At 70.2% G+C, this 17,441-nt stretch carries 15 protein-coding genes; 5 read left to right on the top strand and 10 right to left on the bottom strand.

Going from position 1 to position 17,441, the window contains the following annotated elements:
- Positions 1–125: 125 nt before the first annotated feature.
- Genes AB0F15_RS21785 through AB0F15_RS21775 form a run of 3 tightly spaced genes read right to left on the bottom strand, consistent with a single transcriptional unit; the run spans position 126 to position 2,902 of the window.
- On the bottom strand, positions 126–620 hold the full coding sequence (locus AB0F15_RS21785) for a CAP family protein (protein WP_360273005.1): 495 nt from the start codon (positions 618–620) through the stop codon (positions 126–128).
- On the bottom strand, positions 617–1,318 hold the full coding sequence (locus AB0F15_RS21780; RefSeq protein WP_360273003.1) for a hypothetical protein: 702 nt from the start codon (positions 1,316–1,318) through the stop codon (positions 617–619). Before AB0F15_RS21780 ends, AB0F15_RS21785 begins: the two co-directional genes overlap by 4 nt.
- A gap of 42 nt (positions 1,319–1,360) precedes the next feature.
- Positions 1,361–2,902, bottom strand: a complete 1,542-nt coding sequence (locus tag AB0F15_RS21775) for an adenosine deaminase (protein WP_360273000.1) — start codon at positions 2,900–2,902, stop codon at positions 1,361–1,363.
- Positions 2,903–3,467: 565 nt separating this feature from the next.
- Here AB0F15_RS21775 and AB0F15_RS21770 point away from each other — a divergent pair.
- The 3 genes from AB0F15_RS21770 (at position 3,468) to AB0F15_RS21760 (ending at position 5,852) form a co-directional block, all read left to right on the top strand.
- Entirely contained in the window at positions 3,468–4,073 is a 606-nt protein-coding gene (locus AB0F15_RS21770; protein WP_360272997.1) for a hypothetical protein, read from the top strand.
- A gap of 255 nt (positions 4,074–4,328) precedes the next feature.
- Positions 4,329–5,066 (top strand): GAF and ANTAR domain-containing protein, encoded by a 738-nt coding sequence (locus AB0F15_RS21765; protein ID WP_360272995.1) that lies wholly within the window; start codon positions 4,329–4,331, stop codon positions 5,064–5,066.
- A 30-nt stretch (positions 5,067–5,096) separates the two neighbouring features.
- Positions 5,097–5,852, top strand: coding sequence for a GAF and ANTAR domain-containing protein (locus AB0F15_RS21760; RefSeq protein WP_360272993.1), 756 nt, complete (start codon positions 5,097–5,099; stop codon positions 5,850–5,852).
- A gap of 224 nt (positions 5,853–6,076) precedes the next feature.
- Here the strand turns inward: AB0F15_RS21760 and AB0F15_RS21755 are convergent, their stop codons facing one another.
- From AB0F15_RS21755 to AB0F15_RS21740, 4 genes are all read right to left on the bottom strand, one after another.
- Positions 6,077–7,618 carry a radical SAM protein gene (locus AB0F15_RS21755; protein ID WP_360272990.1) on the bottom strand — a complete coding sequence of 514 codons (1,542 nt, stop codon included), beginning with the start codon at positions 7,616–7,618 and terminating at the stop codon, positions 6,077–6,079.
- A gap of 183 nt (positions 7,619–7,801) precedes the next feature.
- Positions 7,802–8,650, bottom strand: a complete 849-nt coding sequence (locus tag AB0F15_RS21750) for a hypothetical protein (protein WP_360272987.1) — start codon at positions 8,648–8,650, stop codon at positions 7,802–7,804.
- Positions 8,651–8,761: 111 nt separating this feature from the next.
- Positions 8,762–9,310 (bottom strand): GNAT family N-acetyltransferase, encoded by a 549-nt coding sequence (locus AB0F15_RS21745; RefSeq protein ID WP_360272984.1) that lies wholly within the window; start codon positions 9,308–9,310, stop codon positions 8,762–8,764.
- A 166-nt stretch (positions 9,311–9,476) separates the two neighbouring features.
- A complete protein-coding gene (locus tag AB0F15_RS21740) occupies positions 9,477–10,346 on the bottom strand; it encodes a hypothetical protein (RefSeq protein ID WP_360272982.1) in 870 nt (289 codons plus the stop codon).
- A gap of 422 nt (positions 10,347–10,768) precedes the next feature.
- Here AB0F15_RS21740 and AB0F15_RS21735 point away from each other — a divergent pair, with 422 nt between their 5' ends.
- A complete protein-coding gene (locus AB0F15_RS21735) occupies positions 10,769–12,064 on the top strand; it encodes a PHB depolymerase family esterase (protein ID WP_360272979.1) in 1,296 nt (431 codons plus the stop codon).
- A 23-nt stretch (positions 12,065–12,087) separates the two neighbouring features.
- Positions 12,088–12,753: a polysaccharide deacetylase family protein gene (locus AB0F15_RS21730; protein WP_360272977.1), complete on the top strand. Its 666-nt coding sequence runs from the start codon at positions 12,088–12,090 to the stop codon at positions 12,751–12,753.
- Between the two features lie 352 nt (positions 12,754–13,105).
- Here the strand turns inward: AB0F15_RS21730 and AB0F15_RS21725 are convergent, their stop codons facing one another.
- From AB0F15_RS21725 to AB0F15_RS21715, 3 genes are all read right to left on the bottom strand, one after another.
- A complete protein-coding gene (locus AB0F15_RS21725; protein ID WP_360272974.1) occupies positions 13,106–14,563 on the bottom strand; it encodes a ricin-type beta-trefoil lectin domain protein in 1,458 nt (485 codons plus the stop codon).
- 20 nt (positions 14,564–14,583) lie between these two features.
- Positions 14,584–15,984 (bottom strand): glycosyl hydrolase, encoded by a 1,401-nt coding sequence (locus tag AB0F15_RS21720; RefSeq protein WP_360272972.1) that lies wholly within the window; start codon positions 15,982–15,984, stop codon positions 14,584–14,586.
- 264 nt (positions 15,985–16,248) lie between these two features.
- Positions 16,249–17,304 carry a LacI family DNA-binding transcriptional regulator gene (locus tag AB0F15_RS21715; RefSeq protein WP_360272969.1) on the bottom strand — a complete coding sequence of 352 codons (1,056 nt, stop codon included), beginning with the start codon at positions 17,302–17,304 and terminating at the stop codon, positions 16,249–16,251.
- Positions 17,305–17,441: the final 137 nt, after the last annotated feature.

The raw sequence follows: 17,441 nt of genomic DNA, 5'->3' as shown, positions 1-17,441 counted from the left end.
GCGCGTCGGCGCCGGCGGCCGGGGGGCCGGCCCGCCGCCGCCCGGGCGGGGGGGGGAGCGGCGCGCGGGCACTCTCGGGGGGGGGGCCGGCCCGGGGGGCCGCGCCCGCGCCACTCGGTCACCCGTCAAGCGGTGGGCGGGAGGACGTTCTCCTTGTAGGCGCCTGCCAGGTTTCCGGCCGTGGAGAAGTTCACGGCGACGTAGGTGTCGTGCCAGGTGTTGTCCGCGCTGCCGCACACGCGGCCCGCGCCGATCCTGGTACTGGCCTTCCAGACGAGCTGGGTGAAGTGCCCGATCGCCTTCGCCGGGTCGTTGCTGGCGAACGTCTCGTAGTTGTAGTCCTTGATTTCGGCGTACCAGGCTTCACTCGCTGCCGTGGCCGGTCCCCGGACCGGTTCGGACGAACTCGACGAGTAGAGGTTCTCTCCGTACCCTGCGGTTCCGTCGTGGACGAGGGTGCCCTTGTCGGCGATGTGCTCGGCGCGCGACTTGGCGTAGTCGACGAGCCCTTGGTCGAGTTCCACGGGCGGGGCTCCGTGCTTCGCCCGGTACTGGTTGATGCTGTTCACCATGCTGTTCAGAAAATCTTGATCGGTGTAGTCGGAGTAGCCGGCTTTCATTTCTTGTTCCCTTCCTTCGCGAGTCGTCGATGGTGCCTGGTGATGTCGGCCGGGAATCGTGGGTCGATTTCGTAGTGGGTGTCGAATTGGCTGCTGAAACCGGTCACGCCGACGGTCTGGCCGGCGGCGAGGCCGGTGAGGTCGATGCCGGTCTGGGTGTTGACGAAGATGACGAGCTCGCCCGAGCCGTCGTCGACGACGAACTCGGCGCCGTACGGCGGATCCGGCGTCGGCGCCCGGGTGATCGTGGCGATCACGCGCACCAGCCGGCCCTCGGAGCTCTCGCCGACGGCGCCGGTGGGGAGCAGCCGCGGACGGACGGCGGGACTTTTGCCGTGCACGACGACGGCGGCCGGACCGTCGGGAACGAGGATGCGCAACCCGAAGCTGTCGCGCAGCGTGCCGGTCACCTGTACCCGGGTGCGGGGAGCGATACCGAGGTCGACCGCGACGCTGACGTAGATGCCGGCGCTGCGGTCCTGCAGTCCGAAACCCGTGTCGAAGAAGCTGGATTCGAACGCGCCCGACGGGGTCGTCGCCACACCGTCGACCGTGACCGCCGTGCCGAGCGGCAGGGTTCGTGCCTGGGCGATGGGCACCGCCCGGTGGGTGACCGTCACCGCGTGGGCGGGTGGGGCGAAGCCGGCGGAAGCCAGGACCAGGAACAGAATCGGAAGGCAGCGCCGCCAGGAAGACATGGATTTCCTTTCCCACGTTTGTGTCGGCTCAGTGTGCCGGGCTCAGCGGTAGCGGAGTTCGAACGCGGTGAACTTGGCTTCCTGCTGCCATTGCAGGCCGGCTTTCGGGCTGGCGGCGAGGAACGTCCGGCAGGCCGGGCCGGGGTGGGATGTGCCCAACCGGTCGTGGGCACACGGTGCGGCCGGCACGAAGGTGTCCGGGCTGCGCCACAGTGACGCGCCGTCGAGGAAGGCGTGGTCCAGGCTGGTGCGGGCCAGGGTCTTCAGGTCCCGGTAGCGCAGGTGGTAGTCGGTGGCCGCGCGCTGGTACTCGTGGGTGAGGTCGATCCGGGAGACGCCCTCGTCGTCGGTGGACAGGGTCACCGGCACCCGGAACGCGCGGTAGGCCGGGAACGGGTGGTCCCGGCCGGAGAGCCCGAGGATCTGCTCGTTGCTGCTGAGGTTGATCTCCACCATGACGTGCCGGTCGGCCATCGTGCGCATCAGCTGCGGCCAGTCGTCCTCGCCGAGCACGTCGGCGCCGTGCCCGATCCGCTCCGCCCGGCCGGTGAGCACGGCCTCCCGGATGTGGTAGGTCAGCTCCTCCGGCTTGACCAGTCCGGGAACGAGTTCGCCGGCGTGCAGGGTGATGTGCCCGGTGCGGTAGACGCCGCGCAGGTAGTCCAGCATCCGCATGTGCAGCCGGTAGTCGCGGATGGAGACCTCGCCTTCCTCCGGCGAGACCAGGTTCACCGCCACCGTGCGGTGGTCGGCCGCGGCCAGCTCGAACGCCGACACCATGTACGTGAACACCACGTTGGGCGCGTTGTTCCGGTTGACCTGCTGGATGTACCGCGGAGTCACGCCGCACCCCGGCGACGCCGCCGCGGTGGAACAGCGGAGCAGCGACCGCAGCCGCGTGGCGTCGGTGTCCATTTCCGTGGTCGCGGCGGCCGTGATGCCCGCCATGGTGCCGCCGGCCAGCACCTGCGCCCGCATGGCGGCGAAGTCCTCGGTGAACGTGACGCGCTGTGCCAGGTCGAACAGTGGTCCGCCCTGCCGGGTCAGCATCGTCTCCAGGTACTGCTCGTTCTGCCGGCCGGCCCGGTCCAGCACGTCGGCCAGCATGTCGAGCCGGTGCGCACCGGTGACCGCGCCGAACTTGCCGAACGTGGCGAAGAAGTGGTCGTGCGCCGATTCGCCCTGTCCCGCCTGGAAACCCTCCATCGACCACGCCATCAGCACGGCCCTGCGGAAAGCCGGATCCGACGAGGTGTCGGCGGCGGGACGCTGACCGGCACCGCACGGCCCGGCCGCCGCGACGAACGTCGTGGTGTGGATGCACAGCCCGTCCTGGGCGGCCAGGGAGATCAGCAGCTCGGTCGACGCCGCCCCGGACAGGTGATTGTGCAGGTCGCCGCCCTTGGCCAGGTCCAGCACGAAGGCCCGCAACCGAGCCGGGTCGTGCCGGACGGAGTCGAGGTAGTGCTCAACGCCCACCTCGGCACCCGGATCCGCCTGCGCGGACGAGACGACCACCCCCGAGAACACCAGACTCAGCAGCCCGGCGGTGACGAGCGACAACCCGGCCCGCAGTTTGCGCATGACGTTCCTTTCCGATTGCGACGATTACCGGACCGGGGCAGACCGCGGGGCCGGCACATTTCGGTGGAGCGGCGGCTGGCGAGGTGACCTCGCGTGCTGCGCGCCGGATTGCCTGACCCACCCCCACGATGAGCATCCACGGTCCCAGGTCGCCGGAGCAGGCCCGGCCGTTTCCGAACTGGGGAAAAATCGTGGAAAATTGCGCCATTCAGACCATGCAGGGCAATCCGGCAACGGTATCCACTCATCGGAGTATTGCCGGTCGCGTCGAGCGGGCGTAGCGTCGGATTCCGCGTTCGGGGAGTTGCCGGATTAGCGTGGCGCAGTTCTGTCATCAATTTGACCCGGTTATCGGCCCTGGGCCGCGATCGTTTACGTCGTGCCGTCCGCGCGGCGAGGCACCGGCTGCGGACCCGCAGGCAAACGGGTAGTGACCCCGCGTTTCCGGGCGCCCAGGTCTAGACTGGGTAGAACGCCCCAGACCTCGGCGATCCTGTTTTCTCCGGCACCGGCCTCCGGTCGGCGCCCGGCCCGGACGGTGAGGCGCACGATGGTGGGACGTCTGGTGGCGGTCGTTCTGATCGGCCTGTTCAGTGCCCTGGCCACGATCGGTGCCCTGACCTTGCCGGGGGACGTCCTGTTCGGCTGGCTCCTGCTGGGGGCCGGCGCGGGGATCCTGGTCGCTTTCGGCGCTTCGCGGCTCCGGCGTGGGCGGGCCACGGCAAGGAGCCCCGACCTGGTGCTGGGTGCGGCCACGGCGGCGATCTTCGTCACGGCGTGCCTGGTCCTCGTCGGCTTGCTCACCACGCTGGGCGGCGGCCTGACGACGGCCGTCCTGCTCCTGCTCGTCGCCGGCGGGCTGGCCGTCGGCTACCACCACCGCGTCGCGCCGCCCACCGTGCCCGAGCCCCTCGACAGCGCGGCCCCGCGCCCCGTGCCGCCCGTCACGGTGGCCGACCTGGCGACCGAGGACCTCTGCGTGGCGTGGCGGCGCAGTTACTTCCTCCTGCTCGCCGCCACCGACGAGCGGGCGCGCCGGCTCGTCGTCCAGCGGCGGCAGGACTTCCTCGACGAGATCGAACGACGCGACCGCAGCGGGTTCCTCCGCTGGCTCGACAGCGGTGCGAAGGCCGGCAGCGATCCGAGCCCGTACCTGGGCACGCGAAGCTGAGCGAGCGGGAAGGACGTCAGGTGGGTCGACCGCACCCGGCACCGGGCGCCGGCGGCGTTGCGACGGTTCGTCGCCGTGCCGGTGCCGTGAGGGATCCCCGCCCGGAGTTGCGGTTGCCGATACGCTCGGTGCACGCAGCCGCGGCAGCGGTGCTGATCCGGGCCTGGTGGTGTCCGAGTTGGTGTGGCGATCACGGACACCAACCCCGGGGGAATCGGATGCTGGGACGCGTGGCTCGCCGGTCAGGGGCTCGCCGTGCCTGAGGTCGAGGCCCTGCGCGCGAGCGTGCTGGCCGAACTGGGTGAAGGCGTGACCGGCAGCGGGGTCGACGTCGTCGCGCGGGTGTGCCGGGCGTGTGTGCGCCTGCTGCCGGTGGACGGCGCGGCGGTGTCGGTGATGGTCGAGGCCGGGCACCGCGAGATCGTCTACGCCAGTGACGCGGTGAGCACGGCGTTGGCGGAGTTGCAGTTTTCTCTCGGTGAGGGGCCGTGTTTCGAGGCGTATGTCTTCGGCGGGGCGGTGCTGGTGCCGGATCTGGCCGCCGGGCCGTCGCCCAGGTGGCCGGTGTTCGCGGCCGAGGCCGCGGCGCAGCCGGTGGCCGCGCTGTTCACGTTCCCGGTGCAGATCGGCGCGGTGCGGGTGGCGACCCTCGACACCTATCGGGCGACGCCGGGCTCGTTGAGCCCCGGCGAGTTGTCGACGGCGTTGCGGGTGGCCGACGTCGCCGCGCTCGCCCTGTCGGGACTGCGTGCCGGGGGTGGTCTTTGGCTGGACGGGGACGGGCGGTGGATGGCGGGTGCGGGGATGCGGTACCGGGAGGTGCACCAGGCCACCGGGATGTTGATCGCGCACCTGGACGTGTCCGCTTCGACCGCATTGACGCGGCTTCGGGCGTACGCGTTCGGGCACGGACGTCCCCTGCTCGAGGTCGCGGCCGACATCGTGGCCGGGCGGCTGGGGCTGGACGAGGAGTTCAGTGGGGATTCACCATGAAGGCAGCTGACGAACCAGGAGATGGTGGGCATGGCCGACCGTGAACGACAGGTGACCCGGGCGTTCGTCGCGTTGGCGGACACGCTGGTCGACGAGTACGACGTCGCCGACCTGCTGCACACGCTGGTGCAGCAGTGCGTGGAGCTGCTCGACGTCGCGGCGGCGGGGTTGACGCTGGCCGACGAGCGGGGTGGTCTGCAGGTGCTGGCGTCCTCCACGGAGCAGGCGCGGCTGCTGGAGCTGTTCCAGCTCGACATCGACGAGGGTCCGTGCATCGAGTGTTTCACCAGCAGCGCTCCGGTGCTGGTGGCCGACATCGCGGCGCAGGCGGCGCGGTGGCCGCGGTTCGTCGCCGAGGCGGCCAGGGACGGGTTCGCGTCGGTGCACGCGCTGCCGCTGCGGCTGCGGCTGCGCAAGCAGACGATCGGGGCGCTGAACCTGTTCGGGCAGAATTCGGGGGAGCTGTCGGTGGACGACGTGGCGCTGGCGCAGGGGCTGGCCGACACCGCGACCATCGGCATCCTGCAGGAACGAGCCCTCCGCCAGGGCGACCTTCTCTCCGAGCAGCTGCAGACGGCGTTGAACAGCCGGGTGATCATCGAGCAGGCCAAGGGCGTGCTCGCCGTCAGCGGGCAGCTGAGCATGGACGCGGCCTTCCGGGCTCTGCGCGGCTTCGCCCGGCGGAACAACCTCCGGCTCAGCGACGTGGCTCGTGCCTTGGCCGACCGCGATCTCGCTCCGGCGGTCGTGCTGGCCCCGCCTCCGACGACGAGCCACTCGCACTGACCGGTCCGTTGTGGCACCGGGGAAAAGTGCCGAACGGTCCACCCCGCGGTGACCCGCGGCGCGAGCTTCGACCTGCACGCCGAACCCGGAGCCCGGCGGGGGCTGCGTGCGCGCCTGCAGAACGCGATCGCCGAGACGACCGCGCGGCTCGAGCGCCCGGCCGCGAGCGGTACCCCTCTGTGTGGCCGATTCCGGTGCCCTGACGGGCCCTGGTGCGCCCGTGACTACCGCTCCTCGATGGTGAGGTGGTGGGGGAGGGGGCCGGCCGGTGACAGGTCGGGTGTCCGGTCGGCCGAGGTGAGCAGTTCGGCGTAGTGGCCCAGCATGCGGTCGCTGATGCGGCGGTAGAACTCCGGGAGGGCGGTGGTCCGGCCTTCGTGGAAGGCCAGGAACTCCGGATCCGAGCGCAGCATTTCCCGGATGCGCCGGAAGCTGGCGATGTCGGAGCGGAAGCCTGCGGTGCGGGCCCGGTGGACGGAGCCGATGATGCGGTGCGAGGCGGTGTCCAGCCGCCGGCGCAGCATCGCCGGGGATGCTGCGTGGGTGTAGAGCTCGATGAGCTTTTCGTAGTAGGTGATCGGGTCGTAGTTCTTGATGGTGGTCACCAGGTAGGGCGCGTAGTAGAAGTTGAACGGCATGGTGGTGAGGATCCGTCCGGCCGCGGTGAGTTCCCGGTGCAGCGGGGTGCCGCCGAACGGTACCGGGATGTTGATCGTGGGAAAGGCGAACGGGGCCAGGTCCATGAATCGTTTGGTCAGCTCGACCGGTTCGTCGCCCTGGTCGGTGTCGAGCCCGAACATGAAGTTCGCCTGGAGGTAGGGGACGTTGTCGGCCAATTGAGCGAAGTGCGCGGCGACGCGATCGACCTTCTCGGTTCCGCCGGTCCGGCCGACACCGGCTTTGTTCGAGTAGTCGGTCCAGGACTCGACGCCCGGCGCGACCATGGCGCAGTTCGTTTCCTTCAGCCGCCGCGGCCGGTCACCGCGCAGCACCGTGAGCGAGCTTTCGATGATGTACGGCGGCCGTTCGGCGGGTGGCTGCGCCTCCAGGGACTCGAAGACCTGGTCGAACTTCACCGCGAAGTTCGGGTCGTGGAACACGATGAGCCGGCCTGGCAGGTGCCGGGCCAGGTAGCGCAGGTCGGCCCGGAGGCGGTCGGCCGGGAGCGGGCGGTAGGTGCTGTTCCAGTCGATGCAGAAGTCGCACCGGTACGGGCAGCCCATGCTCGCGAGCATGGGCACCGCCGACAGCAGCAGCGGCTTGCGTCCCCAGAAGAAGGCCGACGCGCGGATTTCGGGCATCCGCTCCTCGACGGTCGGCACGTCGTCGAACGGCCGGTCGGCCGAGATCACGGTGCCCGGGGTGAACTGGCCGGCCAGGATGTCGGTGATCAGCGCCGGGTCGCATTCGCGGACGACCAGGTCGAAGAAGCGCAGGCAGTCCACCGGGAACGCCTTGGCGTGCGGGCCGCCGATCACCGTGCGGACCCCGGCCCGGCGGTAGAGCTTCGCCAGTGCGTAGGCGAGGTGGCTGACCTGCGTGTAACAGGAGATGAACACCACGTCCAGGTCGGCGGGCAGGAAGCGGTGCGGCCGGCCGAGGCCGTAGTAGGTGGCGTAGAAGGTCTCGTGCCCGTTCCGGCGGCACCACACCGAGATGGCCTGGGGGGTGATGCTCGCGTACTGCTTGGTGATGAACAGCTGATAGGCGAGATCCACCGGGCGCCGGACCGGCGGCCCGAGAAGATCGAGAATTCCGACTCGCACCGCGCGGTCCTCTCGGATAGCCGGCCAGCCGGGCCGGAAACGACGATCAGCGGGAAGCTGATGGCGACGTCACCGGGGACCGGGGCGAACGCGGCGATCGGGAACGACTATACGCCGAGCCGGCTTCGAAAGGGCGAGACCGGAAACAGCGCCGACCCGGCGCGGCCTTACGCGCCACGAACTTCAGGTCGTTCCCGGATTCTCGGCGGGTTCGCGGTGGGCGGCCGCGTAGTGGGCGGTGAAGATCGCGCCGGCGACGGCGAGGACGAATCCCGCACCGGCCGCGGCGGTGAAGCCGTCACGGATCCGGTCGTCGAGGAAGAGCACGCCGATGCCGGAGGACACGGCGGTGTTGGTGGTGAACATGGTGGCGGTGACCGCCGTGGCGCGGCTTCGCTGCAGGGCCATCGCGAACGCCGTCGCGGCGACGAGGCCGTTGACGATCATCGCCCAGATCGCGGGATTTCCGGCCAGCTGCCAGACCGGGCCCGAGGCGGTGAGGGTCCGGGCCGAGATGCCGACCACACTGAAGCCCAGTCCGGCGCAGAACCCGAGCACGGGAGCCGACCAGCGGCGATCCTGGCGTTCGGTGTGGAACGCGAGCGCCGCGATCGGGATCGCCGCGCCCAGCAGGAGCAGCTTTCCACCGGGCGGGAGGGGCTGCGCGGGGCCCGGGTCCGCGGAAAGGCCCAGCAGGACGAGGCCGGTCGCGCCGACGCCCAGCGCCACCCAGCCGGCGGAGACCAGCCGGACGCCGAGGACGGCGGAGATCGTCGCGGTCACGCCGACGCTGAACGCGAGGACCGACTGGACCAGGAACAGCGGCAGGCGGTGCAGCGCGGCGGCGGCGAAGACGAACCCGAGCAGGTCCACCCCCAGCCCGAGGAAGTAGAGCGGCTGGCGCCGGAGGGCGACCAGGTCCTGGGGCGCGCCGCCGTACGCGCCCGCGCGCCGGACCCCGGCGGACTCCAGGATCGAGCCGCTGCCCGAGGCGAGGGCGGCCAAGACGGCGAGGACGTATCCGACGATCACCGGCCGAGTCTGCCAGCCCCGGTCCCGACGATCGGAAACGGCCGGAGCGATGCTGCCGATCGAGCGCACCGGTGCCTCAGCCGCGGTGCCCGAGGGGCTCCGCACGCACGGTCACGGGCGCTCTTGGGACGTACCGAGAACGTCCTCGCCCGACCCGAGGGTGGGGGCGACCGTTCGCTCCGGCGCGTTCTGCCGGACCCGGAACGGGATGCCCAGTGCGGCGAACACGCCGAGCATCGTCGAATCCTCCGTCACGACATCGGTGACGAAAGCCCGCACCCCTTCGTGTTCGGCCGAGAAGACCAGCTGTTGCAGCAGCAACGTCGCGACACCGAGGGCCGGGGCGCGGCTGTCGACGACCAGGGAGATCTCCGCCTCGGCCGGGTCGTCGACGACCTCGTACTGGGCGACGCCGACCAGCCGGGTGTGCTGGAAACACCCCACGGAGGTCGGACCGACGCCCGAGCGGGTCGCCAGCCGCGTCGCGAGTCCGGACAGTTCCATGACACCGAGTCCGAAGAACCGGCGGTACTGGTCTTGGCCGGACAGCCGGGTCCGCAGGGCCTGGACCTCCGTGATGTCCCCGGAGTCGAGGCTGCGCACCCACGCGATCTCACCGTCGGCGAGGAGGGCCTTCACCGGCGGGGTGGTCGTTGCCATGCCGCTGTCCCGTTCCGGTCGCACCGACCGAGGTGGAGGGGAAAACCGAGGACGGCGCCGGCTCTGCCGCCGGGGTGCGAAATGTCCTCGGTATTCCGGACTCTACACCCTGCGGTCGGGCGAACCCCGGTCTCGATCGACCCCGGACAGCGCGCCTGCGCGGTGGTCACCCGGTGCAGTTGGGGACCGCGGGAACGCTGCCGACACAGTTGTTCGGGGTGTTGGCGGTGATGGGCGAGCTGGTGGTGGTCATGGTGCCGCCTTGGCGGTAGACGCCGCCGGAATTGCCCAGGAGCAGCAGTGCGTGGTTGTCGGTGACGGCGGTCTGGGTGAGGGTGGTCGCGGTGGAGCCGATGGCGGAGATTCCGCCGCCGCGGCCGGCGGTGTTGCCGGTGATGAACAGTGGACTGCCGGAAACGCCGGTGACCGTCAGGGTGGCGCGGAGGCCGTTGTAGAGGGCGCCGCCGTCGCCGAGCAGGGTGGTGTTGCCGGACAGCGGGCTGTTGGTGAACGTCGCGGCGGGCGCGGTGCCGGTGGGAGTGTCGGCGTTGGCGAGGCCGCCGCCGTTGCCGGAGGCGGTGTTGCCGGTCAGGGTGCTTCCGGTGAGGGTGACCGCGCCGCGGTTGAGGATGCCGCCGCCGTCGCCGAGGACGTTGCCGTGGGTGAAGGCGACCCCGGTGGTGAGGGTGAGGTTGCCGGTCGGGCCGACTTCGGCGATCCGGAACATGCCCAGGCCCAGCAGGGAGGCGTTGGTGACGGTGGCGGGGCCGATCAGCTCGATCGGGGTGGTGATCACCGGAAGGGCGTTGGCGGCGCCGCCGTGGGCGGTGGTGATGCCGTAGGTGCAGCCCCCGGCGAGGACAAGGGTGTCGGCGGTGGGGGTGGAGTTGGCCAGGTTGACCGCCGCGACGAGGGCGTTTTCGCTGCAGGCCACCGGGATGGTGATGGCCAGAGCGGTGGGGGCCAGCGCGATCAGGCCTCCGGTCGCGACGGTGATTCCGAACAGGGCTTGGGCAATGGTGCGGACGTGTCGCATGGCGATTTCTTTTCCTGGAAATTCTGGGAATCTTCCGCCGTCGCGGTGCGCCGGTGGTGAGAAATACGCGGAATTGGTGCGGCACCAAGGGTCCGGGGTGGCAACCGCCAACCTACTCTTTGGTTCGGGTGGCCGATACCCCAGGCCCCCGTATGGCGGTATTCATGGTGAACGGAAATTCTGCCGGATCGTCAGGTGCTGCACGGAAATCGCATACTCGCCGTCGATCTGCGCGCAATCATTGCCTCAGTTGCATTCTTCGTCGCCTCCGTGTCGCGCCGGTGCTCCGGCCGCGGGGGTCACGACCGAGGCGCCCCGCGTCCGCCGCTGGGGCTGGACACGGCGGTTGACTTTGTTTCGTCGGTGATCTAACAATGTTGTGTCACGGTCCGCTCGCGCTCATCGAGGAGACAGGCGTTCAGATGGCACACGGCACATCGAGGACGGCGGCGATCTTCATCACGACCCTGCTGACCTGCCTGGCGGCGCTGCTGCTGCCCGCCCCGGCTCAGGCCGCGTCGTTGCAGGAGGTCAGGGACTTCGGCTACAACCCCAGCGGTATCAAGATGTTCGTGTACGTGCCCGCGACGGTGGCGGCCAAGCCCGCCGTCGTGGTCGGGGTGCACTGGTGCCACGGCACCGCGCAGGACTTCTACACCGGCACGCAGTACGCCTCGCTGGCCGACCGGTACGGGTACATCGTGATCTACCCGTCGGCGGTCAGCTCCGACGGCTGCTGGGACGTCCACTCCCCGTCGGTGCTGACGCACAACGGCGGCGGCGACGCGCAAGGCATCGTGTCGATGGTCAAGTACGTCCAGCAGCACTACAACGGCGACCCGGGCCGCACGTTCGTCACGGGGCACTCCTCGGGCGGCATGATGACCAACGTCCTGCTCGGTTCCTACCCGGACGTGTTCCAGGCCGGCGCGTCGTTCGCGGGCGTGCCGTTCGGCTGCTTCGCCGGTCCGGCGTCGTGGAACACCGACTGCGCCGAGGGCCGCGTCAACAAGACCGCGCAGCAGTGGGGCGATCTGGTGCGGGGCGCCTACCCCGGCTACAGCGGCCCCCGTCCCCGGGTGCAGCTCTGGCACGGCACCGAGGACGACGTGCTGCGCTTCGCCAACTTCGGCGAGGCGATCGAGCAGTGGACCAACGTGCTCGGCGTGAGCGCCACGCCGACCTCGACCGAGTACAACACCCCGCGCAGCACCTGGACCCGCACCCGCTACGGCTCCCAGGTCGAGGCGATCCGGGAACAGGGCCAGCCGCACAACCTGCAGATCCTCGCCGACGAGGCGATCCGCTTCTTCGGCATCGGCCAGCAACCGGCCGGCACCTCGCTGGTCGGCGCGCAGTCCGGCCGGTGCCTCGACGTCGCGTCGGCGAGCCACACCAACGGCGCCGCCGCGCAGCTGTGGGACTGCAACGGCGGCACCAACCAGCAGTGGACGTCCACATCGGGCGGTGAACTGCGGGTCTACGGCGACAAGTGCCTCGACGCCACCGGGCAGGGCACGAGCGCGGGCACCACGGTCCAGATCTGGGACTGCAACGGCCAGGCCAACCAGAAGTGGGCCACCCAGTCCGACGGGTCGATCAAGGGTACGCAGTCCGGCCTGTGCCTGGACGCGACGAACCAGGGCACCGCGAACGGCACCCGGATCGCGCTCTGGACCTGCAGCGGGACAGCCAACCAGAAGTGGATCCGGCGTTGAGCCGAGCCGAAAGGACGCTGACCATGCCCCGTTTCCTCGCCATCGGACTGACCGCCGCCGCAGTGGCTGCCGCCGTCGTCGTCAACGCCGGTCCTTCGTACGCTGCCGCCTGCAGCAAGGGGTACGTCGGGCTCACCTTCGACGACGGCCCGACGAGCAACACCCCGGCCTTGCTGAACGCCCTCAAGCAGAATCGGCTGCGGGCCACCATGTTCAACGAAGGCCGGTTCGCCGCCGCCGACCCGGCCGGCGTGCGGGCGGAGGTGGCCGCCGGTATGTGGATCGGCAACCACAGCTACACCCATCCGCACCTGACGCAGTCGACCAGGGCGCAGATCGACTCGGAGATTTCCCGCACCCAGCAGGCGATCGCCGGCGCCGGCGGCGGTACGCCGAAGCTGTTCCGCCCGCCGTTCGGGTCGAGCAACTCGACGGTGCGGTCCGTCGAAGCCGCGTACGGCCTGCGGGAGATCATCTGGGACAGCAGCACGGGGGACTGGAGTGGCGTCAGCGTCGACCGGATCGTGGAGGCCAACGGCAAACTCACCAACGGCCAGATCATCCTCATGCACGACGGGCCGGCCAACACGGTGACCGCGCTGCCGCGCATCGCGCAGGTGCTGGCTGATCATGGCTTGTGCGCGGGCATGATCTCCCCGCAGACCGGCCGCGCGGTCGCCCCGAGCTGACCGCGTGGTGCGCGGGAAAGCGAGACTGCGACCCGCGACGCTGGAGCATGGGCACTTGGGCTCGGCGGGCACTAGGTCTGTATCGAAGTTCTCTTGCCATGTGACCGCCGGGGATCAGCTCAGCGGGCTCGTCATCCGCGTCCCGGAACACGTGGTCTTCGCAACGCCGGCACGAGTGTGGTGACCTCGTTCCTCGGCCACGGCGGCGCGCAGCAGCGGGACCTGGTGCTCGCCAACGTCGCGACCCGGCCTCCACCGCCGGGGCAGTGCTCCGCCCGGGACGTCAGGATCCCCACCGCTGACCGGTGAGGGTCCTGACGTCCGCCGCGGCCCGGAGCCGCTCAGGTGCTGGTCACTTGCGGTTCCACTGCTGGTTGCCGGCGCCGCTGCACGCTCGCAGCTCCGCTCCCGTCCCATTCGCGGTGCCCGCGCCCGTGACACTCAGGCAGAGCCCGGATTCCCGGCCGACGACGGTCCCGTCGGCGGTCAGGTTCCACTGCTGGTTGGTGCCGCCGTTGCAGTCCCAGATCTCGACCGCCGTGCCCGGAGCCGTGGCGTGGTTGGGTACGTCGAGGCACTTGGTGCCGTAGACCTGCACCGCGCCGTTGGCCAGCTGGGTCCATTGCTGGTTGGTGCCGCCGTTGCAGTCCCAGATGGCCAGGAGGGTGCCGTTGGCGGTGGCCGCTCCGGGCACGTCCAGGCACCGGTTGGAGCCGGCGCCGCGCAGCACTCCGGTGGAGGTGTCACCGCCGGGACCGCTGGGCAGCCCCCAGCCGTAGCGCAGCCGGTCGAGCCCGGACTGGTTGGTGACGGTCAGCGAGAGGTTGGTGCCGGTGCCGGTGAGCGAGGTGATCGCGCAGGAGGCGTTGAAGCACGGGCCCGGGCCGACCGTCTGGTCCGCTCGCTTGACCCCGGTCCACAGCAACGATCCCATACCCAGGCTGCGCACGGTGTCGGTGAGGGCGTAGAAGTAGGAGACGTTGTTGTTCCCGTCGCGGGGGCCGTTGTAGTTGGCTCCGGTGTTCATGGGCACGCCGAACTCGGTGAGCACGGCACGGTCGGCGTAGCCGCACAGTCGGCCCTTGAAGCTGGCGATCCAGTCGGCCTCGGTGGGGTGGGTCTCCCCGCCGAGCGTGTACATGTGGATGGACAGCAGCGTGCCGCTCAGCCGCGAATCGGCGCCCACGGCGCACAGGTCGATGTCCGACCACAGGCCGGGGATGATCATCCGGCTGCGGGGCACGCTGGGGTAGCGCGCCAGCCACGCGGCGGCGAGGTTGGTCAGTTCGGTGGCGGTGTACCCCCAGGGCTCGTTGATGAAGTCGAAGTAGAAGCGGCTGTTGCCGCCGTACTTGGCGATGACCTTGTCCCACATCGTGTTGAAGGCGGCCGCGTTGGCGATCCGGCCGCTGCCGTCCGGCGGCGTCCAGGGGGCGATCATGACGTTCATGCCCAGCGCGTCGGCCGCGTCGTACGCCGCCACGAGGCTGTTCCACCAGGACGACGAGGTGGTTTGCGGGTTGATGCCGAACCGGATCGTGTTGGCGCCCAGGCTCTGGAAGCCCTTGAGGATCGGGGTGGCCTTCGCGTAGGTGGTGGCATAACTGTCCGATGTGGACAATCCGATCGGGACATTCGGGTCGTTCAGGAAGTTGTCCCGGTAGTCGGCCCAGTTGACGCCGTGGAACTGGTTGGTGGTGGCCTGGGCCGCGGGGCCGGTGCCGGCCTGGATGCCGAGGCAGCCCAGCACCAGGGCGATGGCCAATCCGATCGAGGCGGCACGCCTCGATCGGCGTCGGGGTGATCGCATCTTTCCTCCATGGCAGGGGGTTACTTGAGGCTGGGCACCTCGTCGCGGGTGACGACGTAGGAGCTGGTGAACGTGGTCCGCAGGAAGCCGGGGTCCTGGCTGGTGATCCAGGTGCCGTTCCAGGTCATGAACATGACCCAGCGGGTGCCGGTGGACTGGAGCTGGGCCGGGTCGGGGATGGCGCCGTTCTCGTGCAGGGCGATCGGGATCGTCGAACCGACGACACCGCGGGTGGAGTTGAACAACGACGTCAGCGGCCCGTGGTCGTTGACGTAGGTGTCCGCGCCCCCGATGTCCACATAGGACTTGCCGGGGTAGAACGAGGAGTTCGGTTCGCCGTTGGCCGGCCACAGCCACACCAGGTTGTGGATGCCCTTGACGTTGACGAAGTAGTTGAACTGGAACTTCCACAGCCGCTGGTACTGCGCGCCGCCTTCCTTGCTCCACCAGAACCAGGTGCCGCCGGCCTCGTGGTACGGCCGCCACAGGACGGCGACGTTCTGGGACTGCAGGCGCAGCAGCTGGCTCGCCGCTTCGTCCAGTTCGGCGGTGTAGGAGGCGTATTCCCGGGTGCCGGGGGTGAGGGTGTTGGTGATCGACGCGGTGCCGCCGTAGTTGCAGCGGCTGGTGGCCGGTGCGCCGACGTGCCAGCCGATCATCGGGATGCCGCCGGCGTTCCACCAGGCGGCGGCGCGGTCGACGGCGCCGGGGCGGTCGCACATGTCCAGCCCGCGGATCGCCGGGATCTTGCCGGTGTTGTTGTAGATGAAGCTGAACTCGTTCTCGCTGCCGTTGGTCTCCTGCTGGCCGGAGATGATGTGGTTGCCGTACTGGCTGTAGAAGTAGCACAGCAGGTGACGGGCCTGCGGGGTGGCGTTCGGATCCACGGTTGTGACGTTGCAATCCTGACCGGTGCCGCCTCCGTTGAACGACCATCTCTGGTTGCTCTGCCCGTTGCAGTTCCACAGCACGACGGCCGCGCCGTTCGCCGTCGCGGCGCCCGACACGTCCAGGCACAGCCCGGACGCCACGCCGGCGATCGAGCCGTCGCCGCCCAGCCGCCACTTCTGGCTCTGGCCGCCGGTGCAGGTGCCGATCTCCACCTTCGTGCCGGCGGCCGTCTGGTTGTCGTGGGCTTGCAGGCACATCGTCCCGTTGTAGACCCGCAGTTCCCCGGCCGTCGTGGACGTCCAGTTCTGGTTGGCGCCGCCGTGGCAGTCCCAGATCTCCAGTGCGGTGCCGGCGGCCTGGCTCGCGCCGGTCACGTCCAGGCACCGGCCGGAACCGGTGCCGACGAGTGCGCCGCTGGTCGCCGCGGACGCGACGGGGGCCCCGAGCACGGTCGCGCCCACCAGGACGGCGGCCGGCAGCACACCGAGCCATCGGCTGCGCCGGGCCCGTGGGGTGGTGGGAACACGCATCATCGTCTCCTCCAAGCACTGCGTTGTGTGGAGTACTGCGGCAACGGGCCCGGTGAGCGCCGACTTGCGACGTTCCAATTGATCTTCGGCCGAGAGTCGGTTCTGGGCCGGCCGGTGTCGTGACCGTACCGCCGGAAAACGCTTCCCGGCAATACCCCGGCGGTCCCTTTGCTCGGGCAGGCCGGGCGGAGGACCGGTCGGCGCAACGGAAACCACGGCATCGGAACCAGGCTGTGGAGCCGAATGCGGGAGGTTCGGCCCTGGTCAGCCGCCGGTCGCGACCGGCGCGGTGGAGGCACGGACGACCAGTTCCGGCGTGAACCGGATCTCCTGGTGCTGGTGGCCGGGCCGGTCCTCGGCCAGCAGCAGCTCGGCGGCGGCGCGGCCGAGCTGGTACTTGGGCTGGCGGACCGTCGTCAGTGCGGGGGAGAGCTGTTCCGCGAACTGGACGTCGTCGTACCCGATCACCGACATCTGCCCGGGCACCGGAATGCCGCGCCGGCGCAAACCGCGCAGCTGCCCCAACGCGACGACGTCGTTGAAGCAGATGACCGCGGTCGGACGCGGCGACACCGCGAGCACCTGATCGACGACCGAGTCGGCCACCTCGACCGTGCACGGCTCGGGTACCGCGATTTCGACCAGTGCCGAGGAGACGTCCAACCCGGCCCTCGCTATCGACCGGCGGACCCCCTCCGCGCGGTCTCGCAGCGACCGGACGCCCGCCCGGCCACCCAGGAAGGCGATCCGCCGGTGCCCGAGCGCCAGGAGGTGGTCGGCGGCCACACCGCCGCCGTGCACGTCGTCGACGGCGACCGCACAGAGGTCGGCACCCGCGCGGGGGTGGTCGACCAGGACCACCGGGGTGCCGCGCCCGCTGAGCCGCACCAGCCGGTCCAGTCGCGAACCGGCCGGGTTGACCAGGATGCCGCGAACGCCCAGTTCCTCCATCATGCGCAGGTAGGTGTTCTCCTGAGTGGCGCGTGAGTCGGTGCTGCCGACGATGAGCAGGCAGCCCGCCTCGGTGAGCCGGTCCTCGATGCCGCGGGAGACCTCGGCGAAGAACGGGTTGGCGGTGTCCAGCAGCAGGCAGCCGGCGATCGTGCTCGGTGCGCCGCGCAGCTGGCGGGCGGCGCCGTTGCGGACGTACCCCACCTCGGCCATGGCGTCCTCCACGCGGCGCCGGGTGCTCGTGGCCACGACGTCCGGGTTGTTCAGCACGTTGCTCACGGTGGAGGTGGACACGCGTGCGGCGGCGGCGACCTGCCGGATGCTCGCCCGGCGTGACCGCTGTGAGCTGTCGCCCTCGTCTTGCCCCATGCACCCACCCTATTACCCGGTGATCGGCGTGCGGCGCGGGAACGGGGCCGCGGGCGGGTGGTGTCGGCCGTGCCGTCGGCGACGAGGCCCGGCGATGACCCGTCGCGGCGCCGGACACCCGAGGCCGCGGGGCGGCG

It is taken from the genome of Amycolatopsis sp. NPDC026612, from assembly GCF_040638285.1.
GTDB lineage: Bacteria > Actinomycetota > Actinomycetes > Mycobacteriales > Pseudonocardiaceae > Amycolatopsis.
This window is presented reverse-complemented; position numbering and strand designations above follow the sequence as displayed.